Source organism: Hoeflea sp. AS16 (genome assembly GCF_038900095.1).
Taxonomy (GTDB): domain Bacteria; phylum Pseudomonadota; class Alphaproteobacteria; order Rhizobiales; family Rhizobiaceae; genus Hoeflea.
The window spans coordinates 384254-411003 of record NZ_JBBMQQ010000004.1 but is presented as its reverse complement, the minus strand read 5'-3'; the positions used below and the strand labels follow the sequence as shown (position 1 = coordinate 411003).

Sequence of the window (26750 nt, the reverse complement as noted above, 5' to 3'; positions counted from 1 at the left end):
CTTTGTAATATTTACACTCGGTTAACCACAAATGCCGATGCTCCGAGCCTGACACCTCTCGCCCGGGCAACGGCATGCGCCACGCATCATCATACCCTTCAGCCCCACTGCGCCGGCCGGCATGGCCGCCGTTGCAGGACAGCCTCGACTTTGCCCGGCCCGGCATCATGACACCCGGGGTGCTGCGGCTGACAGCGATTGTGCTTTCCGCGCTCGGGATGGCGCTGATGCTGATCTCGCTGCAGCCGTTCGCCAGCGCGAGCCTGGTCAGCGACACCGGCGGTGACGGCGGCAGCATCGTCAACCAGGTCGGTTTTCTTGCCGCCGGGCTGGTGTTTGCGGTGGCGACGATGTGCCTCGCCAGCCGCAAGGTGCTCGGCAGCCTTATCTCGCCCAGTTTTCTGCTGCTCGCCGTGGTGCTGGCCTACTCGGTGGCACGTGCTCCGGATCCGGATTCGACCATCCGCGGCGTGGTGCTGACAGTGATCGGCATGTTCATCGCGTTTGCGACCATTATCCTGCCGCGCAGCGAAAAGGATTTTCAGCTTGCCTTGCTCGCCGGAGCGGCTGCGGCGCTGGCAATGTCCTATGGCGGGCTTGTCCTGGTGCCCGATCTGGCGATGCACGGCTACGACGCCTATGAGCCGCAGCATGCCGGGCTTTGGCGTGGTCATTTCAGCCACAAGAACGTTGCCGGTCCGGTGATGTGCGTGATCGCAATTTTCGGGCTGTACCTGATGCGGACAGGCCATCGTTTCGGCGGGTTGATCATCTTCCTGGCTGGCGCGTTGTTCGTGCTCAAGACCGGATCGAAAACCACCAGCGGCTTTTTTCCGCTGTCGATCATGATCGTGCTGATGGCCGGGCTGTTCGGGCGCAGCGGAGCGGCCGTCCTGGCGTTCCTAGGCACGCTGGGCGCGGTGGCGATGGTGACCCTTGGCTCGCTCTACAGCGGCCGCATCTCCTACTTCATCGAGGATTTGCTTGGCGATCGAACCTATACCGGGCGTACCACGCTTTGGGAGTTCAGCCTGTCGAAGATACCGGAGAAGCCCTGGCTCGGCTTTGGTCTGTACAATTTCTGGAGCACCGACAACGTGTTCCTGCTGGACAAGCCTTTCGAGGCTGCGTGGGACTACCGCTTCATCGTCCACGGCCACAACAACTATCTCGATATCCTGCTCAATCTCGGATTTCTTGGCGGATCGGTGCTGCTCTGGGTGCTGTTCGTCGGGCCGGTGATCAACTACACCAGAGCGCGGAAAATCCCGGGCAACCGGAAAATCGCGGACATGTTCTTCATGATCATCGTGTTTGCCGCGCTGCTGTCGTTCCTCGAAACGTTTTTCCTGGCGCGCAACGATTCCCTCTGGCTGATGCATGTGTTCGCGGTGTTCGGGCTGCATCTTGCCGCCCGGTTCAGCCTCGGACAGCCGCAATATCACCGCCCGGGCAACACCTCGTTCGGATAAGCGGTCAGGCCGGTTTCGCGGTTTCGGCGAGACGGGCGGCGTAACGCGCCATCTGGTCCACCTCGAGATTGACCAGATCTCCGACTGCACGGTCTCCCCAGGTGGTCACCGACAGCGAATGCCTGATCAGCAGAACGTCGAAATCGGTCTCCTTGACGGCGTTGACCGTCAGCGAGGTGCCGTCGAGCGCCACCGACCCCTTGGGTGCGATGAAGCGGGAGAGGTCCCCGGGCGCACGCAGGGTGAAGCGGCGGGCCTCGCCCTCATCCTTGATGGCAATGATCTCGGCCTGCCCGTCGACATGACCGGAGACCATGTGGCCGCCGAGTTCGTCGCCGATCTTCAGCGAGCGCTCGAGATTGATCGGGGTGCCGGGCGACCACGTGCCGACCGAGGTCAGCCGCAACGCCTCTTCCCAGGCCTCGACCTCGAACCAGCGGGAATTCTCGCCCTTCGCCGGAAGCGCGGTCACCGTGAGACAGACGCCGGAACAGGCGATCGAGGCGCCAATGTCGATGGAGGCCGGATCCCAGGCGGTTTCGATGCGCAAGCCCACGCCCTGATCGCGCTTGGTCACGGCGGCCACCCGGCCGATGTCGGTGATGATGCCGGTAAACATGGTTTCAGGCCCTTTCGTATTCATCCATCTGGTCGGCCCCGTATCTCATGGATGCGACCGGCCGGAAAGTCTCTGGCACCGTGGTACGGGTGACCGGTGCATTCACCGCATCGCCCTCGATCACGCCCTCCCCCGTCAGCAGGATCAGCCGGTCAACGAGATCCTCGGCCAAAAAGGCCTGGGCAACTTCCGCGCCGCCTTCGACAAACACCGTCGAGAGGCCGCGCGCGGCGATATCCTCGAGCAGTTCCGGCAATGCAATCCGGCCATCATGCGCATCGCAGGCCAGAAATTCCGCGCCCAGTGCGGCAAGTTCGGCCCGGCGCGGATCATCCGGCGCGGCTGCGGTGGCGATCCAGAGAGGCACATCGCGAGCCGTAGCCGCCAGCCTGGATTTCGCCGGCAATCTGAGATGCGTATCAAGCACCAGCCGCACCGGAGAGCGGTCTTCGAGCCCCGGAAGCCGGCAGGTCAGTTCCGGATCATCATTGATCGCAGTGCCCGCCCCGACCAGAATGACATCAGACCGGGCACGCAGCGCGTGAACCTGGTTGCGGGTGATCTCGCCGGTGATGGCCACCTGCTTGCCGTCGCGCCGGCCGATCTTCTCATTTTTAGAAATTGCTAATTTTAGAGTTACATGGGCGCGGTTGTTCATGCGGCGCGTGAGGTAACCGGCCAGGTCGCGCTCCGCCTCGCGGGCCAAGACGCCCTCCTCAACCACGATGCCGGCCGAACGCAAAATGGCGTAGCCACGGCCTGACACACGCTCATCGGGATCGGTTGCGGCGGCGACCACGCGGGTCACGCCGGAGGCTACCAGTGCCTCGGCGCAAGGTGGGGTGCGGCCGTGATGGGCACAGGGCTCCAGGGTGACATAGGCTGTTGCGCCACGCGCCAGCTCGCCTGCCTCAGCCAGCGCCTGCGGTTCGGCATGCGGACGGCCGCCGATGGCGGTGACGCCGCGGCCGACGATCACCGGAGCGCCTTCGATCTCGCGCACGATCAGCGTTGCGACCGACGGGTTGGATCCGGTGCGGCCTTCATGCCAGCGGGCAAGACGGATTGCCGCCGCCATGTAACGGCGGTCGAGCGCGCTCACCGCCATGATGTCAGATATCCCCGACGGAACTGTCGCCGGCAATCCGCGCGGTCAATTCGGCGATGGTCCGCTCGAAATCCTCGGGACCGGAGAAATCCCGGTAGACCGAGGCGTAGCGGACGAAACCGACATCATCGAGGGCCTTGAGCGCTTCAAGCACCAGCAGGCCGATCTCGTCGGTGGCGATCTCGGTCTCTCCGGAGCTTTCAAGCCGGCGGACTATTCCCGAAACCGCCCGATCAATGCGCTCGGGATCAACCGGGCGCTTGCGAAGCGCTATCTGGAATGACTTCGCCAGCTTGTCGCGATCGAACGGCACCTTGCGTCCGGTTTTCTTCAGAACCTGCAGATCACGCAGCTGAACCCGCTCAAAGGTGGTGAACCGGCCACCGCAATCGGGGCAGACCCGACGCCTGCGGATCGCGGCCCCGTCTTCGGCGGGCCGCGAATCCTTCACCTGACTGTCTTCGGAACCGCAATAAGGACAACGCATCTGGGTCTACCCGAGGTGCGGATAGAGCGGGAAACGTTCGGTCAGCGCCATCACCTTGGTTTTCACCGCGGCTTCCACCTGGGCGTTGCCTTCTTCCGAATTGGCAGCCTTGAGACCGTCGAGCACTTCGAGAATCAGTGCACCGATATCGCGGAATTCGGCCTCGCCGAAACCACGCGTGGTGCCTGCCGGGGTGCCGAGACGGACGCCGGAGGTGATCGTCGGCTTTTCCGGATCGTTGGGAACACCGTTCTTGTTGCAGGTAATGAAGGCGCGGCCGAGAGCGGACTCGGATGCCTTGCCGGTGAGGTTCTTAGGCCTCAGGTCCACCAGCATCAGGTGGGTGTCGGTGCCGCCGGAGACGATTTCCAGACCACCTGCCACAAGCGTTTCGGCCAGGGCTTCGGCGTTGCGGACGACGTTGCCGATATACTGCTTGAACTCGGGGGCCAGCGCTTCACCGAAGGCAACGGCCTTGGCGGCGATGACGTGCATCAGCGGCCCGCCCTGAAGACCGGGGAACACGGCCGAGTTGATTTTCTTGGCGATGTCCTCGTCATTGGTGAGAACGATGCCACCGCGCGGACCGCGCAGGGTCTTGTGGGTGGTCGATGTCGCGACATGGGCATGCGGGAACGGGCTCGGATGCGCACCGCCAGCCACGAGGCCCGCAAAATGCGCCATGTCGACCCAGAGAATGGCGCCGACAGCATCGGCGATCGCACGGAACCGGGCGAAATCGATGCGGCGCGAATAGGCCGAGCCGCCTGCAATGATGATGCGCGGCTTGTGTTCATGGGCGAGCGCCTCGACCTGATCGTAATCGATGGTGCCGGTGGCGATATCGAGACCGTACTGGACCGCATTGAACCACTTGCCCGACAGGTTCGGCCGGGCGCCGTGGGTCAGGTGACCGCCTGCATCCAGGCTCATGCCGAGAAGCGTGTCGCCGGGCTTGGCGAGCGCCAGAAGAACGGCCTGGTTGGCCTGCGAGCCGGAATTGGGCTGCACATTGGCAAAACCGCAATCAAACAGCTGCTTGACCCGTTCGATCGCCAGCTCTTCGGCGATATCGACGAAATGGCAACCGCCATAATAGCGTCGGCCGGGATAGCCTTCGGCGTATTTGTTGGTCATCACCGAGCCCTGCGCCTCCAGAACCGCGCGGGAGACGATGTTCTCGGAAGCAATCAGCTCGATTTCGTGACGCTGGCGACCCAGTTCACTCTGGATCGAGCCGAACACGGCCGGATCGGCCTCAGCCAGGGTGCGATTGAACGATGCATCTGAAAAGCGGGCGGCGGTGGCGGTCGCGTTGGACATGTTCCGGGTTCCTTGTGTGACTCGGGGTATGACTCGGGTCTGGCATAACGCCTGCCATGGGTGTTGGCGGCGTCCAAAGATAAGCTCGAATCCGGACCAGCTATTTTCCGACCGGATGCGGCTGTTTACCCCCGTCGCATGACGAGGGCAATATCCGCAGGCCTGATTGCGTCATTGTGCAGCGTGAAACAAAAAACCGCCCGGAAAGGGCGGCTTTTCAAGCTTGGCTGTCAGGCGTGAACCCGGTTCAGCGCAGCGCCAGTTCGTCGACGCCGTCGCGTTGGTAGACATCGTCGCGGAACTGGACGACGCCATCGCCGGAGGCCCAGGCCGTGAAATAGGTGAAATAGACCGGCACCGGGGTCGACAATGCGATTTCGGTGTTCTCCCGCGAAGCAATGGTCGCCTCGATGGCCTGACGGTTCCAGCCCGGGGTATCCTTGAGCAGCCAGGTGTTGAGATCGCGGACGTTCTGGACGCGCACGCAGCCTGACGATTCAAACCGCATGAGCTTGTTGAACACACCCTGCTGCGGGGTGTCATGCATGTAGACTGCATGAGGATTGTGGAAATTGATCTTGGTCGAGGACATGGCGTTGCCCTTGCCCGGATCCTGACGGAACATCAGGTTCGGTGCCTTTTCGGCATGCCAGTCAATCGTTTCCGGAGCAACTTCCTGGCCCTTGTTGTCGAACAGGCGGATGTTGTTGCGCGCCAGGTAGGTCGGATCCTTGCGCATCAACGGCACGATATCCTTTTCGATGATCGAGCGCGGCGAGGTCCAGTAGGGATTGAGAATGATCTCGTGGATCTTGGAATTGAGGATCGGTGTCTGACGGTCGATCTTGCCGACAATCGCCGTATGCCGCAACACGACGCTGCCGTTCTCCACCGCCTCGATCTGGGCTGCAGGGATGTTGACCATGACATAACGGTCGCCGAGGAATCCCGACATCGAGCGCAACCGGACAAGATTGGTTTCGAGCTGGCCCAGACGCACATCTGCGGAGACGTTGAGAGCCTGGTAGGAATAGCTGCCCAGAACGCCATCCGGCGGAAGGCCGTGGCGGGCCTGGAATTTCTTCACCGCGCCGTCGACATAGGAATCAAAGGCGTTGGAAAGCCCGGCGCTCTGATCCAGATCGCCCGAAGCCATCAGCCGCTGGCGCAGGATGCGAACCTCCGGCTCGGATACGCCCATGCGCAATTTCTTGGTCGCAGGCACGAAAGGCCAGCCACCGCGGGCCACCAGGTTCTGGTAATCGAAGATGGCGCGTTCGACGAAGGCGATCGTATCGGCGCTCGCGATCGGGTGACGCGTGGTGGTTTCGGCCACGGACCGGGAACTCTTGGCATCGAACTGGTCATCCCAGCTGCCGCGCCGGGGCGAGTTGATGATATCTTCAATGGCGGTCTGGGCCAGGGCGGGACCTGCCGTTACAGTCGCGGCTGCCAGCGCTGCGGCGCGGCCGATAAACCGGCGACGGGAAAGGGGTTCAGGTCGGGTTGGCTTGTTCATCCGTATTCCACCATGCATTCGTGTCTAGCGTCAGGTCTGGCGTTGAATACCAGTGTTAACGTTAAAATTTGGGGACCAAAACCAGGCCCGCAACACTTTTACGTGAGCATACGACAAGCGAAAAAGCCTCGCGAGGCTGCTTCTTGTCATCGCGCTTGTGCTTAGCACATTTGCTGTCACGGCAATATGGCTAATTCATGGTTCGCCGCCGGGCCGGACCGGCAGACTGCAGCCTGGCGTGATCGGGATTACAACACCCAATGCCCGCGGCACGGGCATCACAAACGACTGGAAACGTCCGATCTGTCGGAAGATCAGCCCCCTCCTCCGCAGGTTCTCAGGTGCAGAAACGCAAAAAGCGGCAGGTTCGAAGCCCGCCGCTTTTTGGTGTTTTCGGATTTCGCCGGATCAGAGGCGATACAGGATCTGGTCGTTCCAGAACCGGTCGAGGCGCTGCATCAGCTTGTTGAGTTCCTCGAACTCGCTGGCGCCGATGCCGCCGACCTTGGCGATCGAGTTGATGTGACGGTCATAGAGTGCGCCAACGGTTTCGGCGATCTCGGTGCCGTGCTCGGTCAGGCTGATGCGCACCGCGCGGCGGTCGACCCGCGAGCGCTGGTGATTGATGTAACCCAGGTCAACCAGTTTCTTGAGGTTGTAGGAGACGTTGGAGCCGAGATAGTAGCCGCGGCTGCGCAATTCGCCGGCTGTCAGCTCGGAATTGCCGATGTTGAACAACAGCAGCGCCTGGATGGCATTGATGTCGGTGCGGTTGGCGCGGTCGAACTCGTCCTTGATGACATCAAGCAGACGGCGGTGAAGCCGCTCGACCAGCTGCAGCGATTCCAGATAGAGATCGCGCAGGGCTTCGGACTCGTCGTTTGCAACTGCGGACTTGGGTCCTGCCGCAAGGGCTGAATTGGTATATGACATGATGACTGCCTCACTGTTTGTTGTGGCGGCTTTTGTTCCCGCCTTGAGACAGACCCTATCGAATACGCCTAAAATTCTACTTAAACTGCAAGCTTAACAGCGGGTTACCGGCCACCGACCGTCAATCAAAGTGAATCAGTTCTTACCTGCCGGGCGTCGTGGCGGCGCTTGACGAAGAGAGCAACACGGAATCCGACATAGACCGAGATCACCACTGTGTGGGCGATGACAAGCAACGGACGCTCGCCGAACCACTGCGGCAGGCCCTTGTGCATGATGATCTCCGAACCGGCTGCAACCACCCAGATCACAGGCCCCCAGGAGACCTGCATCCACAGCCCGACAGCGGCGACCGGCAGCAGCACGGCGAGCGATGCCGAGGCCAGCTGCCAATAGGACGGGATGAGATCGAAGCGGTAGACGCCGCCATCGGAATAGCCGATCAGCCGTCCCCAGTACTGCAGGCCGGCGAGAAGGCAGCTCAGCGCCACCAGCCGCATGAACAGCCGGAAACTCGATTCCAGTGCGCCTGCGCCGACTTCCGGGGCGGTTCCGATCTGCAATATCGCCATCATTGGGACCTTCCTTGTCCGGGGAGCAGAGGTTGTTGAGACACCCCGGCGGGTTCTGTCATAACCAATGCGCGGCACACGGGGCAAGCCCACGCGACCCCGCAGACACGGTGAGATGATTTGTCCAGCTTGACCGTCCCGCCCCCGGTGCGGTCTAAAGCGACTGACACGAGCGCCAGCGAGCCTGCACGGGACATCGGGCGCGACGGAAGCCAAGGGATGGAAAGCAATGGGTGCGGATTCGAAAAACACTGCGGCAGGACTGGCAGCAGCGGCGGCAAGCAATGTGGACGAGATCACCGGCCACCGGCGCATGCGCCGCACACGGGTCGCCGACTGGTCGCGGCGGATGGTGCGCGAGACGCGGCTGACGGTGGATGACCTGATCTGGCCGATCTTCATCGTTCCCGGCACCAACGTCACCGAACCGATCGACGCGATGCCCGGGGTCAACCGGATGAGCGTGGACAAGGCGGTGGAAGCGGCAAAAATGGCGGCGGATCTCGGCATTCCGGCGCTTGCCACCTTCCCCAATGTCGAAATGGAAAAGCGCGACGAGACCGGTTCGCATATTCTCGATCCGGACAACCTGATCAACCAGACCACCCGCGCCATCAAGCAGGCGGTGCCCAATATCGGCATCATCACCGACGTGGCGCTCGATCCGTTTACCAGCCACGGCCATGACGGCATCTTGCGCGACGGCGAGATCGTCAACGACGAAACCGTGCGCCAGATTGCGGCAGGTGCCGTGCACCAGGCCGATGCGGGCGCCGACATCATCTCGCCATCGGACATGATGGACGGACGCATCGGCGCGATCCGGCAGGCGCTGGATGCGGCCGGGCACCAGAATGTGGCGATCATGTCCTATGCGACCAAGTTTGCGTCGGCGTGCTACGGCCCCTACCGCGAGGCGATCGGCACATCGGGACTGCTCAAGGGCGACAAGCGCACCTATTACCTCGACCCATCCAACGCCATGGAAGCGATCCGCGACGCAGGAATGGATGTCGAGGAAGGCGCCGACATGCTGATGGTCAAGCCCGGCCTGCCCTATCTCGACATTTGCCGGGCGCTCAAGGACACCTATGGCCTGCCGACCTTCGCCTACCAGGTGTCGGGCGAGTATTCGATGATCAAGGCCGGGGCTGCTGCCGGCTACATCGACGGCGAGCGGATCATGATGGAGAAGCTGCTGGCGTTCAAACGCGCCGGCTGCGACGGCATCCTGACCTATTTCGCCCCCGAAGCGGCACGGCTGCTCGCCAAGGGCGGCTGGTGAAGCACTGGCTGCATCAGGACCAACCCTTTAACTGAGGCGCTCGAGTTCCTACATTACCCGTGTGCAGGCCAAGCGCCCGCATGAGATGACAGGAGAAACCGATGAGCCAGCCGATCCCCGACAGCGCAAGCGAAGCCACCATGGGCGCTTACGATGATATTGCGCTGTATGACGGTGTGCGCACCAAGCGCGTTCTGGCGTTTTTCATCGATTACGCCATCGTTCTGGCGCTGTGTGTTCCGGTTGCGATCCTGATCTTCTTCATCGGCATCTTCACGCTGGGACTGGGCTTCTTTCTCTACCCGATCCTGTTCCTGCTGGTGGTCATTCCCTATGTCGGCATGACAATGGGCGGGCCGAACCAGGCCACACCGGGCATGCGGATGATGGGCATCCGCCTTGTTCGCCTCGACGGACGGCCGGTCGATTTCATGCTCGCCGTGGTCCACAGTGTGCTGTTCTGGGCGCTCAATGCAGTCCTGACCCCGTTCATCCTGCTCGCCACGCTGGTGCTCGACCGCAAACAGACCGTGCATGACTGGCTCTTGGGCACCGTGGTGGTGCGGAGCTAACTCACACCTCTACCCGGGTTTCATGCTTCAACTGACGCAGGATCAGGTTGGTCTTGACCGTTGAAACACCTTCGAGCGCGAACATGAACTCTTCCAGGAATGCGTTGTAGGCGCTCAGATCCTTGCAGCGGATGCGCAGGTGATAGTCGGCGTCGCCGGTGGTGGCGAAACAGTCGAGCACTTCCGGGCGGGTCATTACGGCTTGAATGAAATTCTCGACATGGCCGGCCTGGTGGCGTGAAAGCACGACGTGGACCATGGCGTGGAACCCCAGCCCGACGGCTTCCGGATTGACCAGCGCGGTGTAGCGCTCGATGACGCCCCCCTCCTCCAGAGCCTTGACCCGCCGCCAGCAGGCAGACGCCGACATGTTGGCGCATTCTGCCAGGTCCTGGTTGGAAATGCGGCCATCCCGCTGCAAGGCTGCGAGAAGCTGCCGGTCAGCCGGTTGAATTTCTGTTTTCTCCGACATTTCGAAAATTCCTTTCGTACTCCATGCGAATTCTGAAAGTTCATTTCATTTTCTAACCTCTACCTGGCCAATCTGGCAAGTTCTACCAGCCCCGGAATGCTACAATCGGCGGCAGAGGAGCTGCCCATGACTTTCCATACGTCCGCCACATCCACCTATACGCTCAGCGACCGCTATGCGCTGCAATCCGGCCGGGTGTTCATGACCGGCACGCAGGCGCTTGTCCGTGCGGTGTTCGACCAGGCGCGGCGCGACCGGGCGGCGGGGCTCAATACCGGCGGTTTCGTATCGGGCTATCGCGGCTCCCCGCTGGGCGGTCTCGACATGGAATTGTGGCGGCAGAAGGCGCGGCTCAAGGAAGGCGGTATCGAGTTCCTGCCCGCGGTCAACGAGGATTTGGCGGCAACCGCCGTGCTTGGCTCGCAGCAGGTGGAGACCAATCCGAACCGCCAGGTCGAAGGCGTATTCGGGCTCTGGTACGGCAAGGGGCCCGGCGTCGACCGGGCCGGAGACGCGCTCAAGCACGGCAACGCCTATGGTTCATCGCCGCATGGCGGAGTACTGGTGGTGGCGGGCGACGACCATGGCTGCGTCTCGTCCTCGATGCCGCACCAGTCGGACGTGGCGTTCATGGCCTGGTTCATGCCGACGCTCAATCCGGCTAGCGTTTCGGAATATCTCGAATTTGCCGAATATGGCTACGCGCTGTCGCGCTATTCGGGCATGTGGGTCGGGTTCAAGGCAATTTCGGAAACAGTCGAGGGCGCCAGCTCGTTCCTGCTCAAGCCTGACCGGGTGTTCGCCGAGCCGGACTTTCAGATACCTGCCACCGGCCTGCACTACCGCTGGCCCGATCTGCCGGGACCGCAGATCGAGGAGCGGATGGAGGCCAAGAAACACGCAGTCTATGCCTTCGCCGATGCCAACCCGATCGACAGGGCGATCTACGGCATCAAGGACGCGCGGTTCGGCTTCGTGACCACCGGCAAGGCACATCTCGATCTGATGGAGGCGCTCAGGCTGCTCGGGCTTGACGAGGCGCGCTGCCGGGCGCTCGGCATCGACATCTACAAGGTCGGCATGGTCTGGCCGCTGGCGCGCCGCGCCGCGCTTAACTTCGTCCGCGGCAAGCGCGAAGTGCTGGTGATCGAGGAAAAGCGCGGCATCATCGAAAGCCAGTTCAAGGAATATTTCTATGACTGGCCCGGCGACAAGCCGCAGCGCATGGTCGGCAAGCATGACGAGACCGGGCGGCGGCTGATCCCCTGGACCGGCGAACTTTCGCCGCGGCAGCTGGTGCCACTGATTGCCAAGCGGCTCGACGGGGTGTTCCGGGGTGAGGATTTTGCCGCGCGGGCGGCCGAGATCACCGGAGAACCGGTCATCGCGCTCAGCGATCCCGGGGCAACGCGCACGCCCTATTTCTGTTCCGGCTGCCCGCACAACACCTCGACCAAGGTGCCCGAGGGCTCGAAGGCGCTGGCCGGCATCGGTTGCCATTTCATGGCCAGCTGGATGGACCGGGAAACCTCGTCGCTGATCCAGATGGGTGGCGAAGGGGTCAACTGGGCGGCCTCCTCGCGCTTTACCGGCAAGGACCACATCTTCCAGAATCTCGGCGAAGGCACCTGGTATCATTCCGGCTCGATGGCAATCCGCCAGGCGATCGCGGCGGGCGCCAACATCACCTACAAGATCCTCTACAATGACGCGGTGGCCATGACCGGCGGCCAGCCGGTCGACGGCCCGGTGTCTGTGCAAGCCATCGCCCATATCTGCCGCGCCGAGGGTGTCGAGCGCATCGCGCTGGTCTCCGATAATCCGGAAAAGTTCGCCGCCACCGATTTCCCGGGCGGCATCACCATTCACGCGCGGGCCGAAATGGATGCGGTCCAGCGCGAACTGCGCGAGGTGTCCGGTGTCTCGGTGCTGATCTACGAGCAAACCTGCGCCACCGAGAAGCGCCGCCGCCGCAAGCGCGGCGAACTGCCGGATCCGAAGAAATTCGCCGTCATCAATGAACTCGTCTGCGAGGGCTGCGGCGACTGCTCGACCGAATCCAATTGCCTGAGCATCGAGCCGAAGGAGACCGAATTCGGCCGCAAACGGCAGATCAACCAGTCCAACTGCAACAAGGACATGTCCTGTCTCAATGGTTTCTGCCCGAGTTTCGTGACGGTTGAAGGCGCGGTGCGGCGCAAGCCGAAACCGGCGGAACTCGATCTCGACAGCCTGATGCAGGGCGTGGCCCTGCCCGCGCTTCCGGCGCTTGATGCACCGTTCAACCTGCTGGTTACCGGCGTCGGCGGCACCGGTGTGGTGACTGTCGGCCAGCTGATCTCGATGGCGGCACACCTAGAGGGCAAGGGCGCCACCATTCTCGACTTCACCGGATTCGCGCAGAAATTCGGCGCGGTCCTGAGCTTCGTCCGAATTGGCCGCGAGCCGGACGACATCAACCAGGTCCGCATCGACACCGGCATGGCCGATGCTGTGATCGGCTGCGACGTGGTTGTCTCTTCCTCGCCCAAGGCATCGGGCACTTACCGCTCCGGCACGTCGGTGGCGCTGAACCTGGCATCGATGCCGACCGGCGATCTGGTGCTCAGGCGCGATGCCGATCTCAACATCGACAGCCGCGCATCGGCCATCGCAGCGGTCGTTGGTGCCGACAATCTGGCTGCGTTTGACGCCAACGCCACTTCGGAGGCACTGTTCGGAGACGCCGTGTTCGCCAATGTGATGATGCTCGGCTTTGCCTGGCAGCGCGGGCTGGTGCCGGTGACGCTCGATGCGCTGATGCGGGCGATCGAGCTCAACAATGTCGCCGTTGACGCCAACAAGCGGGCGCTGGCCTGCGGCCGGCTTATGGCGGACGATCCGTCGGTTCTGGCGCGGCACCTCAACCCGAAGCCGGATTTTGCGGGATCGCTCGACGCGATCGTCGCACGGCGGGCCGAGTTCCTCGAAGGCTACCAGAACGCAGTCTGGGCAGACCGGTATCGCTGCCGCCTCGACGGCTTTGCCACAAAAATGCCCGCCGAACATCGCGAGACGCTTGCGAGTGCGGCAGCCAGGTCGCTGTTCAAGCTGATGTCCTACAAGGACGAGTACGAAGTCGCGCGGCTGCATGGCGACCCGGCTTTCCGCAAGAGCCTTGAGGACCGTTTCGAAGGTGACTTCAAGGTGGTGCACCATTTCGCGCCACCGCTGCTCGGCGGCGGCAAGGATGCGCGCGGACGGCCGCTGAAGCGGGCCTTCGGGCCAGCAATCCGGCCGGCTCTTTCCATGCTCGCCCGGCTCAAGGGCCTGCGCGGAACAGCCCTCGATCCCTTCGGCTACACCGCCGAGCGCAAGATGGAGCGCGGGCTCATCAGCTGGTTCGAGGCCCTGATGGCGCGGTGCGAACAGGAGATCACCCCAGCAAATGCAGAACTTTGGCAGCAGGTATTGTCTGCACCGATGGAGATACGCGGCTACGGCCCGGTCAAGGACGAGGCGGTGCAGAAGGTGAAAACAAAGGTGGACGCGCTTCTGGCTCAATAGTCCGTTGCGGCGGTTCTGATCGGCCGGCTGCTTTCTTGCAGGCAGTTCGGGTGCGGCGGCAAGACGGCCAGGACACCTCACCCCACTGCCCGGTTTCGGTCCGGAACCATCGTGCGGGAACCATCGGCCGGAACGTCCGTTCCGGGTTTTGACACCGATCGCAGCATCCGTTGCGCCGGATATGCGTGAGCTGAAATATTCGCCCTAGGCGCTGGAGCCGGCAAAGCTGTAAAGTGGTGTCCCGATCGCGTCACCGGAGTCGCACCGCGTCCATGCCAGATTTTCATCTCATCGCCACGTTTGTCATCATCGCGGCCACCATCATCGCCTATGCGTCCGAACGCTGGCCGATGGAGACTGTTTCGCTGGTCTCGCTTGCCGCTGTGCTTGTGCTGTTTGGCTTCTTCCCCTTCACCGGGCCGGACGGCGCCGATCTCGAACCGGAACAGCTGCTGGCAGGGTTTTCGAATCCGGCGCTCGCCACGGTGATCGCGTTGCTGATCGTCGGGCAAGGCCTGTTTGCAACCGACGCCATGGAAGCGCCAGCGCGCAAACTCGGACGCATGGGTGGAGCCGCCACCTTTCGCCCGATTCTCTACATTCTTGTCGGCGCGGCACTGTTTTCGGCGTTTCTGAACAACACCCCGGTGGTGGTGATCTTCATCCCGATCCTGGTGGTGATCTCGGCGCAAAGGTCTATCTCGCCGAGCCGGGTGTTCATGCCGCTGTCCTTCATCACGATCCTGGGCGGAATGACAACCCTGATCGGCTCGTCGACCAACCTGCTGGTCGCCGGCGTGGTCCGCGATTACGGCTACGACATCGGCTTCTTCGACATCACCGGCATGGGCATCATACTTGCTGTTGTCGGCGGTGCCTATGTTCTTGGCGTGCTTCCCCGGCTGCTGCCCGAACGGGTGGCCGAGCTCTCGGCGGGAGCAAAGTCAGGTGCGCAGTTCATCGGTGAGATCACGCTGACGCGCGATCACCCGTTTGTCGGCATCAGCGCCAAGGCCGGCATGTTTCCGGGACTGGGCGAGTTGACGCTCAGACTGCTCCAGCGCCGTGACGTCCCGGTTCTGCCGCCGTTCGAGGACCTCACCCTGTCGGTCGGCGACACGCTGGTGGTGACGGGAACCCGGCGGGCCTTCTCCAAGGCGCTGGCGCGCGGCCGTGCCGGGCTTGAAAGCGAGGACGGCCCCGTCGAGGACACCCAGCACGACCAGCCGCCCGGCCCTGACTACCATCTGGCCGAAGCGGTGATCTCGCCGGGTTCGCGCTATGCCGGACGCACCATTCAACTCTCGGGCCTGCGGCCACAGTTCGGCATCTCGGTTCTTGGGGTGCAGCGCAAGAGCCGCATGGCACGTTCGGCGATGTCGGACATAAGGCTGGAGCCGGGCGACACGCTGCTGATCGGCGGCCCGATGGAGGCGATTAAGCTTCTAAGGGGCAATCACGACCTGCTGCTGCTCGAGTATTCCGCCGAGGCCGTGCCGCAATCGCGCAAGGCGCGCATCGCGGTGGCGATCTTCACCGCGATCGTGCTTTTGTCGGCGTTCTCGATCGTTCCGATCGTGGTGGCGGCGATCAGCGGCGCCGTATTGATGCTGCTGACCGGATGCCTGTCGATCCTGCAGGCGGGCCGTGCATTCGACCGGCAGATCTTCCTTCTGGTCGGGTCGTCCGTGGCCTTGGCCACGGCTCTTGAAGCAACAGGCGGCGCGGCACTGATTGCCTCCGCTTCCCTGAGCCTGCTGGAAGGCGCTTCGGCGGGCGTCATTCTGTCGGGACTTTTCCTGGTGATGGCGATGCTGACCAACGTACTGTCCAACAATGCAACCGCCGTGCTGTTCACGCCGATTGCGCTGGGGATTGCCAAAGGCATGGGCGTTTCGCCAGAGCCCTTCATCGCAGCGGTGATTTTTGCCTCGAACGCGTCGTTCGCCACGCCGATCGGATATCAGACCAACCTCCTGGTCATGGGCCCCGGGCACTACCGGTTCAGCGATTTTCTTCGCGCCGGAACGCCGCTTGTGATCATCATATGGTTGACGTTTTCGTTACTTGCGCCATGGTACTATGGACTTTGACCAGCATTGAATCCAAGAGATGATGAACAAACCCATCAATTCACCGCAGTTTTTTCTGACAGCCCCGTCGGAATGCCCTTATCTTGAGGGCCAGAGCGAGCGGAAGGTGTTTACCCATCTGGTTGGAGAAAAAGCCTCGGAGCTGAACGACCTTCTGACCCAGGGCGGCTTCCGCCGGTCGCAGAACATCGCCTACAGGCCGGCGTGCGAAACCTGCCGCGCCTGCATCTCGGTCCGCATTCTCGCCAATGAATTCAAGCTATCGAGATCGATGCGGCGCAACAAGGCGCTCAATGCCGACCTGGTTGCCGCCGAATATCACGCCGAACCCTCGAGCGAACAATTCAAGCTGTTCCGGCGCTATCTCGACAGCCGGCACCAGAGCGGCGGCATGGCCGACATGAGCATTGGCGACTACGCCATGATGGTCGAGGATTCGCATGTCGACAGCCGCATCATCGAATACCGGGTGAGAACCGAGGGCGACGGGCTGCAGGAGCAGCCGGCGGGCGAATTGCTGGCGGTGGCGCTGACCGACCGGATGGGCGATGGCCTGTCTATGGTCTATTCGTTCTACAATCCGGATGCGACGGCGCGGTCGCTCGGCACCTACATGATCCTCGATCACATCGAACGGGCCCAGACGCTTGGCCTGCCGCATGTCTATCTCGGCTACTGGGTCAAGGGATCGCGCAAGATGGAATACAAGACCCGCTTCCTGCCGCAGGAACACCTGATGGCGCAGGGTTGGCAACGGTATGAACCGGACCAGGAAGTCTCCCGATAAAGGGCTGCAACGGCCGGTTCATCAACAATTCGGCTCCACGCCCAAGTCATCCGCCGTCTCTCCCAAAAGGTCCCTCCATATGCAGGATCCTCTCCGCCAGGCGGCCAACCACCGCAAAGGCCTGCTGATCACCGCGTTTGGCGGATTGCTGCTGACCATCGACATCCCGCTGATCCGGCTGGCGCAGGGCGAGGTCTGGTCGGTTCTGGCGGTGCGGAGCGCGCTTACATTCTGCGCGGCGATCATTGCCTGGAGCGTCATCCGGGTGATCTTGAAACGGAACATCGCCTTCATCCCGGGCAAGACCGGCCTGTTGGTGGTGGCGCTTTACGCCACTGCCGCTGTCACCTTCATGCTGGCCGTGTTCAACACCACCACGGCCAATCTGGTGTTCATACTTGCCTTCAACCCGATGTTTTCAGCCCTGCTCGCCTGGTGGCTGGTCGGAGAAAAACCGAAGCCGCAGACATTCGCGGCGATGATCGCCATGGTGCTGGGCGTATTGCTGATTGTCTCCGATGGGATCAAGGCCGGCAATCTGTCCGGCGACCTGCTCGCTTTTGCGTCGAGCTTCATTCTCGCCGGTGCGATTACCGTCAGCCGCAAGGCGCGAACCGATCTGGGGTTTGCTCCACTGTTTGCGGCAATTGTGCCGTCCATCGTCGGAATGGTGATGCTGGGAAGCCCGTCGAACCTGGTCCTGCAAGAACCGGTCTGGCTGGTCCTGAACGGGGCGGTGATCATCCCGATCGCGTTCTGGTGCCTGGCGACGGGCCCGAAATACATCTCCGGGCCGGAGGTGGCGATGTTCTATCTGCTGGAAACAATCCTTGCGCCGGTATGGATCTGGATGATCTTTGCAGAAGCCCCCACCGTGACCGGGCTGATTGGCGGCGCCATCATCATCACGGCCCTGGTGTCGCACTCGTTGTGGCAATTGTCGATGCACCGGCGTGCCGTCCGAACGCTGGCGCCGCGGCATCCGGTCTGACCTGGCTGCCCTAAAAACGTCGTATCGCAGTGATCTGGTTGGCGTCCCCCGAAAGACTGCCTCTATCCGGATCTGCTGTTGCCCCGATTGAAGAAATTCGTGCTTTTTGTGCTCCTGTGCTTTGTCGCACCGGCACTGGCCTCGCTTGCCGTTCGTGCGGCGAGTTCTCAGCCGGGCTCCTGGCGGGCCGCGGACTGGTCTTCGGCAGACATATTGCCCGATGCCGACACCGAGCCGGATGCGGCAATTTATGTGATGGCAGCGCGGACCGGCGGGCTCAAGGGAGCACTGGCGGTTCACAGCTGGATCGTGACAAAAGCCTCAGGCAGCACAAGATACACCCGCTACGACAAGGTTGGCTGGGGCAGCCCGATCCGCACCAATGCCTATGCCGCTGACGGAAGCTGGTATTCAAATGCGCCGCAAGTGCTTGCCGAGGTTCACGGCGCCGAGGCATCCCGGCTGATCCCGCAGATAGAAGCCGCCATTCAGGCCTACCCGTTTTCGAACCGTGGCGATTACACGATCTGGCCGGGCCCGAACTCCAATTCCTTTGTCGCCCATGTGCTTAGACAAGTACCGGACCTCGAGCTGGCGCTGCCACCCGAAGCGATTGGCCGTGATTTCAGAGCCTTTGGCGATTTCGTCACGCTGTCATCCGACTGGCGCAATCTCGAGCTTTCGCTCGGCGGCTATGCCGGGCTGGCGATCGGCACGCTCTACGGCATCGAAGTGCGGCTCGGCGGGCTGGTGTTCGGCATCGACATCGCCCGGCCCGGCATCAAGCTACCGGGCTTCGGGCGGATCGGCGTCCAGGGGAAACCGTTCAGCTGAACTTGCCGGACCGCGGGAAGCCCTTGGGCACAAGGCGGCCGGCCTGGGCGCGGTCGGCGATCCACTCGGTCAGCTCTTCCTTCTTGCGGTTGTGCATGCGCCCGGCGCTGTCTTCCCAGGTCAGCCCGTCCTCCATCGCGAAGCAACGGATATCGGCGATGCCGCCATCCTTGTAACGCTGCAGGCGAACGCCCTTGCCGCGGCTCATTTCCGGCAGTTGCTCGAGCGGGAAAATCAGCATCTTGCGGTTTTCGCCGATGATGGCGACATGATCGCCGCTCACCGGCACGCACAGCCTCATCTCGACAGGCAGGCTGACATTCATGATCTGCTTGCCCTTGCGGGTGTTGGCGACCATGTCACTCTCGGCAACGACGAAGCCGTTGCCGACGGTGGAAGCCACCAGCAGCTTGCGCGCCGGATCATGCACGAAGGCGGTCAGAACGGCCTGGTCATTGTCCATGTCGACGATGATCCTGAGCGGCTCGCCATGGCCACGCCCGCCGGGCAGCTTGTCGGCGCCAAGCGTGTAGGCCTTGCCGCCGGTGGTGACGATGACCAGCTTGTCGGTGGTGTTGGCGTGGAAGGCAATCTTGAGCTGGTCGCCGTCCTTGAACTGCAGGCCAGCGAAATCGGCCATGTGGCCCTTCATGGCGCGGATCCAGCCCTTCTCGGAGATCACCACGGTGATCGGCTCTTTCTCGATCATCGCCTGCTCGATAGCGGCCAAATCGGCGACCGGCGCCTCGGCGAACTTTGTTCGGCGGGCGCCAAGTTCGGTTTCCTTGGAGAAGGTCTTGCGCACATTGCCGACTTCCCAGGCGACCGTCTGCCACTGCTTGGCGTCCGAGCCGAGCAATTCCTCGATCTCGGCCTTCTCGTTTGTCAGTCCGTCGAACTCCTTGCGGATTTCCAGCTCTTCGAGCTTGCGCAAGGACCTCAACCGCATGTTGAGAATGGCTTCGGCCTGAACATCTGTCAGTTCGAAGGTCTTCATCAGTTCGAGCTTGGGCTCATCCTCCTCGCGGATGATGCGGATCACCTCGTCGAGATTGAGATAGGCGATGAGGAAACCCGATAGCAATTCCAGACGCCGCTCGATCGCCGCCAGGCGGTGGCGTGAACGGCGCTGCAGCACCTCGCGGCGGTGCGCCAGCCATTCCGACAGCACCTCGGCCAGGTTCATCACCCTGGGCACCTTGCCCATCGACAGGACATTGAGGTTGAGCGGGATACGATTTTCCAGATCGGACAGCCGGAACAGGGATTCCATCAGCAGCGTCGGATCGACCGTGCGGCTCTTGGGGATCAGAACCAGACGCACGTCTTCAGCGGATTCATCGCGGATATCGTCCAGCAGCGGCAGCCTGCGGGCGATCAGAAGTTCGGCGATCTTTTCGATCAACCGGGATTTCTGCACCTGATAGGGCATCTCGGTGACGACGATCTGGTAGCCACCGCGACCGGTGTCCTCGATCTCCCACTTGGCGCGAACGCGGAAACCGCCACGGCCGGTCTGGTAGGCCTCGAGAATGGATTCGCGGCTGTCGATGACGACGCCACCGGTGGGGAAATCCGGACCCTCGACATATTGCAGCAGGTCTTCGACCGTGGCATCGGGCTTGCGGATCAGCGCAAGTGCTGCATCGCAGAGCTCGGCTGCATTGTGTGGCGGGATCGAGGTTGCCATTCCCACGGCAATTCCGGTGGCGCCGTTGGCGAGCAGGTTCGGAAACGCGCCGGGCAGAACCACTGGCTCGCTGTTTTCCTCGTCATAGGTGTCGCGGAAATCGACCGCGTCCTCGTTGATGCCCTCGATCAGCAGTTCGGCGACCGCGGTCATCTTGGATTCGGTGTAACGCATCGCGGCGGCACTATCGCCATCGATGTTACCGAAGTTGCCCTGACCGTTGGCCAAGGGGTAGCGCACGGCAAAATCCTGCGCCAGCCGCACCAAGGCGTCATAGATCGACTGGTCGCCGTGCGGATGGAAGTTACCCATCACCTCACCGACAATCTTGGCGGATTTCTTGAATGACCCGGCTGACTTCAGCCCCATCTGGTTCATGGCGTAGACGATACGGCGATGCACCGGCTTCATCCCGTCGCGTACATCGGGCAGTGCCCGGTGCATGATGGTCGACAGCGCATAGGCCAGATAGCGCTCCTCGAGCGCCTTTTTCAGGTCAACGGCATGAATGTGGTCGCCCCCACCGGGCGGAAGCAGGCTTTTTCCCATGGGGTCGGGTTATCGGAAGCACTGATTCGGAGCAAGAGCCAGCCGGCATCAGCGGCCATGCAAGATGTTTTTTTGTCCGATTGTGGATTTGCCCTGTCGAATTCCGCTGTGCCGGTTCGTCCGGTTCACAGTGCAGCCAACCGGCAGCACATCGAAATGAAATCCAGAATGAAGGAACAACCCATGACGAACCTGACCGGGCTGTATGCAGTCGCTCTTGCCTTGATGATGATCGGTCTCTCCGCCTATGTCAGCGCCTTGCGGGCGAAAACCGGCACCGCGATACTCGATGGCGGACACATCGCCCTGGCGGAGAGAATCCGCCGTCACGGCAATTTCATCGAGAATGTGCCGATGGCCCTGCTGCTGATGGCATTTGCCGAATCCGGCGGAACTGCATCCCTGTGGATCCATAGCGCCGGACTGAGCCTTGTCGCCGGACGGATCCTGCATCCGCTCGGGCTGTTCCACGACAAACCAGTCACGTTTGCCCGTATTGCAGGCGGATCGCTGAGCTGGTTATCGATGCTGATCTCGATGATCAATATTGTCATCAATCAGTGGGCAGCTTGAGTTATTTCTCCAGCCAATGTCGAATTGGGGAAGTCCCAATCGTCTCCATGTCGTAAACACAGGCAAAACCGGCAATGCCGCAAGCCTGCCCCCAGGAAGAGGAAAACACTATGAAATATCTTGCGCTCATCTATGCCGCGCCAGGAGCCGGACCGGACTACGGCACCCCGGAATTCGGTCCCTACATGGAGGGCTACCGCAAGGCCACCGAAACCTACCAGCGCGACGGCGTGATGCTGGCCGGCGAAGCCCTGCAGGAAACGTCGACCGCGACAACAGTACGGGTTCGCAACGGCAAGACCGAAACAATGGACGGGCCGTTTGCCGAAACCAAGGAACAGCTCGGTGGGTTCTACCTGTTCGACTGCGCCAATCTCGATGAAGCGATAAAGTATGCAGCGATGATCCCCTCGGCCGAGCACGGCTCGGTCGAAATTCGTCCGGTGATGGAAATCGAATAATCCGCATGGCAGCGAATACCCCCGAAATGGAACGAGGCGCGCGCGAGGCGATAGAAGTCCTCGCGCGCGCCGACACTGGGCGTCTGCTGGGCACGCTTCTTCGCGACACCCGGGATTTCCAGCTGGCGGAGGACTGCCTGCAGGAAGCGATGGAATCGGCGCTGGTGCACTGGACGCGCAACGGTCTGCCTGCATCTCCCGCGGGTTGGGTGTTGCAAACGGCGCGCCGCAAGGCCATCGACCGGTTCCGGCGGGCGCGCAATTTCGACCGCAAGAGGGAAGAGTACGGCTTGCTCATCGAACTTGATCAGCAAGCCATGGACAGCCACGAAGCACCGGCCATCCCAGATGAACGGCTGCGGCTGATCTTCACCTGTTGCCATCCTGCGTTGGATGCCAAGACCCGCATTGCCCTGACATTGAGAACCCTGTGCGGATTGACAACCCGGGAAATCGCCCGCGCCTTCCTCGACACTCCTGAAACAATGGCGCAGCGGCTGGTGCGGGCACGTCACAAGATCACAAAGGCCGGCATCCCGTTTGAAATTCCCGAACCGGACCAATGGGCCGAGCGGCTGAATTCGGTTTTGTCGGTGATTTACCTCACCTTCAACGAAGGCTACTCCGCAACCGCCGGAGCATCGTCACTGCGCCATGACCTGTGCCTTGAAGCCATCCGGATGGGACGCCTGATGCTGGAACTCGTACCCGGCGATGCTGAATGCGAGGGATTGCTGGCCCTGATGCTGCTCAACCATTCCCGCGAACAGGCCCGGTTTGGCCTGCAGGGCGAAATGATTGCGCTGGATCAACAGGACCGAAGCCGGTGGCATCAGGATGACATCGAACAAGGCTGCCGTCTGCTGGACCATGCACTCGGGCGCGGCCAGCCGGGCCTGTTTCAGCTTCAGGCCGCTATCAGCGCGCTGCATGCCCAGGCACCGAGCCACGACGCGACGGACTGGCGCCAGATCGTTCTGTTGTACGACGCCATGCACGCGATAGCGCAGAACCCTGTCTACCTGCTCAACCGTGCCGTCGCGCTGTCTTACATGACTGGTGCGGAGGCTGCACTGGCCGCGCTCGATACTGTTGAAACAGCCCTCGCCGACTACCAGCCCTTTCACGCAGCCAGTGCCGATTTCCTCCGCCGGTTGGGCCAGATCGATGCGGCCCGAGTGAGCTACCGGCGCGCTATCGAGTTGAGCGGCAACGAAAGTGAACGGCATTTTCTCCAGGCTCGCATGGAGATTATGGGAGATGATACACAGGGCCGCCGATTGGCCTCATCTGCACCACAAAGCTGTGATCGATGAGGACCCGGGCACCATTCAGGGAAATGGTTGAGGTGCTTGCCAAATCAGGATGCCGGCCTCAACCGCATCGACAGCAAAAGGACTATACGATGACAATCCGATCCACCCCAAAGCGGTTGTTTTGCGCGTCTATTGTTACGCTGGCGGTTTGCGGTTTTGCGATTCCGGCGATGGCGCTCGATGCGGATGATTTTGCGACGAAGCTGTCCGCCAGCATCAGCCAAAGCGGCACCCGGTTGAGTTTTTCGGAGATCGAACCGGATGGCAGCACAATTACACTCAGATCGGTGCGGGCGGACTCCCCCGGCAATCCGTCAATTCCTTTCGGTGATGTCACCTTCAATGGCGTCGAGGAAGTGAATGACGGAAGCTATTTCGTCAACGAGGCGGTATTTGGCGAGATCGAGTTTTCACAGGGGCAAAACACATTCTCCATTGACGGAGTCAATGTGAACGGCCTGTCGATCCCCGCCGATGGCGCGGCCAGTTCATTCGACAGCATGCTGGACTATGAGGGTTTCTCGACCGGTGCGATCCGTGTCGTGAACAATGGTTCGACCGTGTTTTCGATGGCAGGCATCGACCTGGATGTCGTGCGGGCCGACGCGGCATCAAGGGTCAACATGATGATGACCGGATCCGATCTGAAGATCGATCTCGGCAACGTCAAGGACACGAAGACAAGGGATGCCCTGAAACAGCTCGGCTATGAGACCCTGACAGGCGACGTCAAGATGGTTGGCACCTGGGACAGGCAGTCCGGGCTGATCGAACTCGAAGACTACTCGCTCACCCTTGATGACGTCGGGCGTTTGAGCCTCTCGCTTGAAATCTCGGGCTACACGCCCGAGTTCATAAAAGCGATGCAACAGGCGCGGAGCTCGGCCGCGTCCAACCCCGGTACGCAGGCAGCACAACAGGCCATCGATGCCACCATGCGGGAGATGCTGCAGCAACTCAGCTTCAAATCCGCCTCGGTCCGGTTCGACGACGCTTCGGTCACCGAACGGGCGCTGGAATTCGCGGGCAGGAAGCAAGGCGTCTCCGGCGAGCAAATGCGCGAGTTCGTCAAGTTCATGATGCCGCTGGCATTGGGGCGACTGGGCATTCCGGCGCTGCAGCAGCAGATTTCCGCTGCCGCCAGCATCTATCTCGACAATCCCCAGAACATCACCGTCACGGCCACTCCCGCCCAACCCGTCGCCGTGCCGGTGATCCTGGGTGCCAGCATGGGCGATCCACGCAGCCTGGCGGACCTGCTCAACCTGCAGGTCATTGCCAACAGCCCGGTCGAGCAGTGCTGCAAGCAGTAGGAAATCCCGGCCATGGCGGGGTGTCCGGGCTGACCTCCGGGTGACGGATCGTCACGGTTGCCCTACTCGCGCCCTGCACCGGGTTGCTTGTTCGCCGATGTGGGCGCAGGGTGGGCCGAACGATCAGCGAATTGCCGTTCCGATTCCGCGCGCCGGTCGCCATCCTCTTACCCGCACTGGACCCATCAGATGATCCGTTTCAAGGCCACCCCGCCTGCTGAAAAGCCCGCGACAGCAGCTGCTGCCAAGCCAGCGAAGGCTGCAGCAAAAGCCAAGGCCAGCGTTGCCAAGTCCAAGGAAGATCTGCTTGATCTCGCCTCGGACACGCAGGACGACAAGGACTGAGCGGGAAGTTCCCCGACACATTCACGTCACGAGAAAAAGCCCGGGAAAACAGATGTTTGCCCGGGCTTTTTGCTGATCTGAATCCGCTTGCGGTCTAGTCGGCCTTGGGCGGAATGGCGCGGAGCGAAAGTTCGCGCATCTGGGCCGGAGACGCCGGGCTCGGCGCGCCCATCAGCAGGTCCTGGGCCTGCTGGTTCATCGGGAACAGCGCCACTTCACGCAGGTTCTTGGCGCCGACGATAAGCATGATCACCCGGTCCACACCGGCCGCCATGCCGCCATGCGGCGGTGCGCCGTACTGGAAGGCGCGGTAGAGGCCGCCGAAGCGCTCCTCGACGTCGGCCTGGCTGAGTCCCACCTTCTCAAACGCCTTGACCATCAGTTCCGGCGACTGGTTCCGGATCGATCCCGAAGCGATCTCGAAGCCATTGCAGACCAGGTCATACTGGTAGGCCTTGATGGTCAGCGGGTCCTGGTTTTCCAGGGCGTCCATGCCACCCTGCGGCATCGAGAACGGGTTGTGGGCAAACTCGACCTTCTTGGCGTCTTCATCCCATTCGTAGAACGGGAAGTCGACGATCCAGCACAGTTCAAAACGATCCTCGTCAATGAGTTTCAATTCCTCGCCGGCGCGGGTGCGGGCGTCACCAGCAAAGCGGGCGAACTTGGCCGGATCACCGGCTGCGAAGAAGCAGGCATCGCCGTCTTCAAGGCCCATCTGAACGCGGATCGCCTCGGTGCGCTCAGGACCGATGTTCTTGGCGATAGGTCCGGCGCCTTCGAGCTTGTCGCCTTCCTTGCGCCAGAAGATGTAGCCCAGACCCGGCTGGCCCTGGCCCTGTGCCCAGGAGTTCATCCGGTCGCAGAATGCGCGGGAACCACCGGTCTTGGCCGGGATCGCCCAGACCTCGACCTTGGGGTTGTTGGCGATCATGCCGGCAAACACCTTGAAGCCGGAACCGGCAAAGTGCTCGGTGACGGCTTGCATCTCGATCGGGTTGCGCAGGTCCGGCTTGTCGGAGCCATACTTGCGGACCGCCTCGTCATAGGGAATGCGGCGGAATTCCTGTGTCACCGGCTTGCCTTCGGCGAATTCCTCGAAGACGCCGCGCATCACCGGCTCCATCGTGTCCCAGACATCTTCCTGGGTGACGAAGCTCATTTCCATGTCGAGCTGGTAGAACTCGCCCGGCAGGCGGTCGGCGCGCGGGTCTTCGTCGCGGAAGCACGGTGCAATCTGGAAGTAGCGGTCGAAACCGGCGACCATTAACAGCTGCTTGTACTGCTGCGGCGCCTGCGGCAACGCGTAGAACTGGCCGGGATGAATGCGGCTCGGCACCAGGAAGTCGCGTGCGCCTTCAGGCGATGACGCGGTCAGGATCGGGGTCGCATACTCGCCGAACCCGATATCGGTCATGCGCTTGCGCATGTCGGCAATCACCTTGGTGCGGGTGACGATGTTCTTGTGCAGGGTTTCGCGGCGCAGATCGAGGAAGCGGTACTTGAGGCGCACATCCTCGGGATAGTCCGGCTCGCCAAAGACCGGCAGCGGCAATTCCTTGGCGGCCGACAGGATTTCGATTTCCTGGGCAAAGACCTCGATCTCGCCGGTACCGAGATTCGGGTTGATGGTGTCGGCCATGCGGTCCTTGACCACGCCGTCGACGCGGATCACCCATTCGCCGCGGACGGTTTCAGCGGCCTTGAATGCCGGCGAGTCCGGATCGGCGACAACCTGTGTCAGGCCGTAATGGTCGCGCAGGTCGATGAACAGCACGCCGCCATGGTCGCGCACGCGGTGCACCCATCCGGAAAGCCGGACCTGGGCACCGGTGTCGCTCTTTCGAAGCGCGGCGCAAGTGTGTGAACGGTAGCGATGCATGGCATATC

23 protein-coding genes are annotated in these 26750 nt (G+C 61.9%); 13 read left to right on the top strand and 10 right to left on the bottom strand.

What is annotated here, in order from left to right; translation table 11 throughout:
• Window positions 1–131: 131 nt before the first annotated feature.
• Window positions 132–1472: an O-antigen ligase gene (locus WNY80_RS13395; protein WP_342887878.1), complete on the top strand. Its 1341-nt coding sequence runs from the start codon at window positions 132–134 to the stop codon at window positions 1470–1472.
• A gap of 4 nt (window positions 1473–1476) precedes the next feature.
• Here WNY80_RS13395 and WNY80_RS13390 read toward each other — a convergent pair whose 3' ends face one another.
• From WNY80_RS13390 to WNY80_RS13360, 7 genes are all read right to left on the bottom strand, one after another.
• The gene (locus WNY80_RS13390; protein ID WP_342888003.1) at window positions 1477–2091 is read right to left on the bottom strand and encodes a riboflavin synthase; all 615 of its coding nucleotides are present in this window, start codon (window positions 2089–2091) and stop codon (window positions 1477–1479) included.
• A gap of 4 nt (window positions 2092–2095) precedes the next feature.
• The gene (gene ribD, locus WNY80_RS13385) at window positions 2096–3199 is read right to left on the bottom strand and encodes a bifunctional diaminohydroxyphosphoribosylaminopyrimidine deaminase/5-amino-6-(5-phosphoribosylamino)uracil reductase RibD (RefSeq protein WP_342887877.1); all 1104 of its coding nucleotides are present in this window, start codon (window positions 3197–3199) and stop codon (window positions 2096–2098) included.
• A gap of 4 nt (window positions 3200–3203) precedes the next feature.
• The gene (gene nrdR / locus WNY80_RS13380; protein ID WP_342887876.1) at window positions 3204–3686 is read right to left on the bottom strand and encodes a transcriptional regulator NrdR; all 483 of its coding nucleotides are present in this window, start codon (window positions 3684–3686) and stop codon (window positions 3204–3206) included.
• A 6-nt stretch (window positions 3687–3692) separates the two neighbouring features.
• Window positions 3693–5009 (bottom strand): serine hydroxymethyltransferase, encoded by a 1317-nt coding sequence (gene glyA, locus WNY80_RS13375; RefSeq protein ID WP_342887875.1) that lies wholly within the window; start codon window positions 5007–5009, stop codon window positions 3693–3695.
• A gap of 247 nt (window positions 5010–5256) precedes the next feature.
• Window positions 5257–6528, bottom strand: coding sequence for a L,D-transpeptidase family protein (locus tag WNY80_RS13370; protein ID WP_342887874.1), 1272 nt, complete (start codon window positions 6526–6528; stop codon window positions 5257–5259).
• Between the two features lie 408 nt (window positions 6529–6936).
• A complete protein-coding gene (locus WNY80_RS13365) occupies window positions 6937–7461 on the bottom strand; it encodes a MarR family winged helix-turn-helix transcriptional regulator (RefSeq protein WP_342887873.1) in 525 nt (174 codons plus the stop codon).
• 125 nt (window positions 7462–7586) lie between these two features.
• Entirely contained in the window at window positions 7587–8036 is a 450-nt protein-coding gene (locus WNY80_RS13360) for a DUF6163 family protein (protein WP_342887872.1), read from the bottom strand.
• 226 nt (window positions 8037–8262) lie between these two features.
• On the opposite strand from WNY80_RS13360, the gene hemB reads away from it, so the two are divergent.
• Together hemB and WNY80_RS13350 are read left to right on the top strand one after the other, a co-directional pair.
• Window positions 8263–9318 carry a porphobilinogen synthase gene (gene hemB / locus WNY80_RS13355; protein WP_342887871.1) on the top strand — a complete coding sequence of 352 codons (1056 nt, stop codon included), beginning with the start codon at window positions 8263–8265 and terminating at the stop codon, window positions 9316–9318.
• A gap of 140 nt (window positions 9319–9458) precedes the next feature.
• Window positions 9459–9890 carry an RDD family protein gene (locus WNY80_RS13350; protein ID WP_342888002.1) on the top strand — a complete coding sequence of 144 codons (432 nt, stop codon included), beginning with the start codon at window positions 9459–9461 and terminating at the stop codon, window positions 9888–9890.
• Between the two features lies 1 nt (window position 9891).
• Here the strand turns inward: WNY80_RS13350 and WNY80_RS13345 are convergent, their stop codons facing one another.
• Window positions 9892–10362 (bottom strand): Lrp/AsnC family transcriptional regulator, encoded by a 471-nt coding sequence (locus WNY80_RS13345; protein ID WP_342887870.1) that lies wholly within the window; start codon window positions 10360–10362, stop codon window positions 9892–9894.
• Window positions 10363–10488: 126 nt separating this feature from the next.
• Here WNY80_RS13345 and WNY80_RS13340 point away from each other — a divergent pair, with 126 nt between their 5' ends.
• The 5 genes from WNY80_RS13340 (at window position 10489) to WNY80_RS13320 (ending at window position 18613) form a co-directional block, all read left to right on the top strand.
• On the top strand, window positions 10489–13908 hold the full coding sequence (locus WNY80_RS13340; protein ID WP_342887869.1) for an indolepyruvate ferredoxin oxidoreductase family protein: 3420 nt from the start codon (window positions 10489–10491) through the stop codon (window positions 13906–13908).
• A gap of 272 nt (window positions 13909–14180) precedes the next feature.
• Complete coding sequence (locus WNY80_RS13335) at window positions 14181–16001, top strand: SLC13 family permease (RefSeq protein ID WP_342887868.1); 1821 nt, start codon at window positions 14181–14183, stop codon at window positions 15999–16001.
• Between the two features lie 19 nt (window positions 16002–16020).
• On the top strand, window positions 16021–16788 hold the full coding sequence (locus WNY80_RS13330; RefSeq protein ID WP_342887867.1) for an arginyltransferase: 768 nt from the start codon (window positions 16021–16023) through the stop codon (window positions 16786–16788).
• A 79-nt stretch (window positions 16789–16867) separates the two neighbouring features.
• Window positions 16868–17779, top strand: a complete 912-nt coding sequence (locus WNY80_RS13325; RefSeq protein WP_342887866.1) for a DMT family transporter — start codon at window positions 16868–16870, stop codon at window positions 17777–17779.
• Between the two features lie 99 nt (window positions 17780–17878).
• Window positions 17879–18613, top strand: a complete 735-nt coding sequence (locus tag WNY80_RS13320) for a DUF3750 domain-containing protein (RefSeq protein ID WP_342887865.1) — start codon at window positions 17879–17881, stop codon at window positions 18611–18613.
• Here WNY80_RS13320 and parC read toward each other — a convergent pair.
• Entirely contained in the window at window positions 18606–20852 is a 2247-nt protein-coding gene (gene parC / locus WNY80_RS13315; RefSeq protein WP_342887864.1) for a DNA topoisomerase IV subunit A, read from the bottom strand. The genes WNY80_RS13320 and parC overlap by 8 nt on opposite strands.
• A gap of 183 nt (window positions 20853–21035) precedes the next feature.
• On the opposite strand from parC, the gene WNY80_RS13310 reads away from it, so the two are divergent.
• The 5 genes from WNY80_RS13310 to WNY80_RS13290 all read left to right on the top strand — a co-directional run bounded on the left by WNY80_RS13310 (window position 21036) and on the right by WNY80_RS13290 (window position 24860).
• A complete protein-coding gene (locus WNY80_RS13310; protein ID WP_342887863.1) occupies window positions 21036–21425 on the top strand; it encodes an MAPEG family protein in 390 nt (129 codons plus the stop codon).
• A 110-nt stretch (window positions 21426–21535) separates the two neighbouring features.
• Entirely contained in the window at window positions 21536–21886 is a 351-nt protein-coding gene (locus WNY80_RS13305) for a YciI family protein (protein WP_342887862.1), read from the top strand.
• Window positions 21887–21891: 5 nt separating this feature from the next.
• Window positions 21892–23202, top strand: a complete 1311-nt coding sequence (locus WNY80_RS13300; protein WP_342887861.1) for an RNA polymerase sigma factor — start codon at window positions 21892–21894, stop codon at window positions 23200–23202.
• Between the two features lie 89 nt (window positions 23203–23291).
• Window positions 23292–24515 (top strand): hypothetical protein, encoded by a 1224-nt coding sequence (locus WNY80_RS13295; protein ID WP_342887860.1) that lies wholly within the window; start codon window positions 23292–23294, stop codon window positions 24513–24515.
• A 189-nt stretch (window positions 24516–24704) separates the two neighbouring features.
• Window positions 24705–24860 (top strand): hypothetical protein, encoded by a 156-nt coding sequence (locus tag WNY80_RS13290; protein WP_342887859.1) that lies wholly within the window; start codon window positions 24705–24707, stop codon window positions 24858–24860.
• A gap of 94 nt (window positions 24861–24954) precedes the next feature.
• Here WNY80_RS13290 and aspS read toward each other — a convergent pair whose 3' ends face one another.
• Window positions 24955–26742, bottom strand: a complete 1788-nt coding sequence (aspS, locus tag WNY80_RS13285) for an aspartate--tRNA ligase (protein WP_342887858.1) — start codon at window positions 26740–26742, stop codon at window positions 24955–24957.
• Window positions 26743–26750 lie beyond the last annotated feature (8 nt).

What these genes read in the sequence shown, in the direction of transcription:
- hemB (WP_342887871.1), top strand. Translation starts at nt 8,263, where the DNA reads ATGGGTGCGGATTCGAAAAACACTGCGGCAGGACTGGCAGCAGCGGCG.
- WNY80_RS13370 (WP_342887874.1), bottom strand. Translation starts at nt 6,528, where the DNA reads ATGAACAAGCCAACCCGACCTGAACCCCTTTCCCGTCGCCGGTTTATC.
- WNY80_RS13345 (WP_342887870.1), bottom strand. Translation starts at nt 10,362, where the DNA reads ATGTCGGAGAAAACAGAAATTCAACCGGCTGACCGGCAGCTTCTCGCA.
- WNY80_RS13365 (WP_342887873.1), bottom strand. Translation starts at nt 7,461, where the DNA reads ATGTCATATACCAATTCAGCCCTTGCGGCAGGACCCAAGTCCGCAGTT.
- WNY80_RS13390 (WP_342888003.1), bottom strand. Translation starts at nt 2,091, where the DNA reads ATGTTTACCGGCATCATCACCGACATCGGCCGGGTGGCCGCCGTGACC.
- WNY80_RS13335 (WP_342887868.1), top strand. Translation starts at nt 14,181, where the DNA reads ATGCCAGATTTTCATCTCATCGCCACGTTTGTCATCATCGCGGCCACC.
- WNY80_RS13295 (WP_342887860.1), top strand. Translation starts at nt 23,292, where the DNA reads ATGACAATCCGATCCACCCCAAAGCGGTTGTTTTGCGCGTCTATTGTT.
- WNY80_RS13350 (WP_342888002.1), top strand. Translation starts at nt 9,459, where the DNA reads ATGGGCGCTTACGATGATATTGCGCTGTATGACGGTGTGCGCACCAAG.
- nrdR (WP_342887876.1), bottom strand. Translation starts at nt 3,686, where the DNA reads ATGCGTTGTCCTTATTGCGGTTCCGAAGACAGTCAGGTGAAGGATTCG.
- WNY80_RS13325 (WP_342887866.1), top strand. Translation starts at nt 16,868, where the DNA reads ATGCAGGATCCTCTCCGCCAGGCGGCCAACCACCGCAAAGGCCTGCTG.
- WNY80_RS13300 (WP_342887861.1), top strand. Translation starts at nt 21,892, where the DNA reads ATGGCAGCGAATACCCCCGAAATGGAACGAGGCGCGCGCGAGGCGATA.
- ribD (WP_342887877.1), bottom strand. Translation starts at nt 3,199, where the DNA reads ATGGCGGTGAGCGCGCTCGACCGCCGTTACATGGCGGCGGCAATCCGT.
- WNY80_RS13340 (WP_342887869.1), top strand. Translation starts at nt 10,489, where the DNA reads ATGACTTTCCATACGTCCGCCACATCCACCTATACGCTCAGCGACCGC.
- glyA (WP_342887875.1), bottom strand. Translation starts at nt 5,009, where the DNA reads ATGTCCAACGCGACCGCCACCGCCGCCCGCTTTTCAGATGCATCGTTC.
- aspS (WP_342887858.1), bottom strand. Translation starts at nt 26,742, where the DNA reads ATGCATCGCTACCGTTCACACACTTGCGCCGCGCTTCGAAAGAGCGAC.
- WNY80_RS13330 (WP_342887867.1), top strand. Translation starts at nt 16,021, where the DNA reads ATGATGAACAAACCCATCAATTCACCGCAGTTTTTTCTGACAGCCCCG.
- WNY80_RS13305 (WP_342887862.1), top strand. Translation starts at nt 21,536, where the DNA reads ATGAAATATCTTGCGCTCATCTATGCCGCGCCAGGAGCCGGACCGGAC.
- WNY80_RS13290 (WP_342887859.1), top strand. Translation starts at nt 24,705, where the DNA reads ATGATCCGTTTCAAGGCCACCCCGCCTGCTGAAAAGCCCGCGACAGCA.
- WNY80_RS13310 (WP_342887863.1), top strand. Translation starts at nt 21,036, where the DNA reads ATGACGAACCTGACCGGGCTGTATGCAGTCGCTCTTGCCTTGATGATG.
- WNY80_RS13360 (WP_342887872.1), bottom strand. Translation starts at nt 8,036, where the DNA reads ATGATGGCGATATTGCAGATCGGAACCGCCCCGGAAGTCGGCGCAGGC.
- parC (WP_342887864.1), bottom strand. Translation starts at nt 20,852, where the DNA reads ATGGGAAAAAGCCTGCTTCCGCCCGGTGGGGGCGACCACATTCATGCC.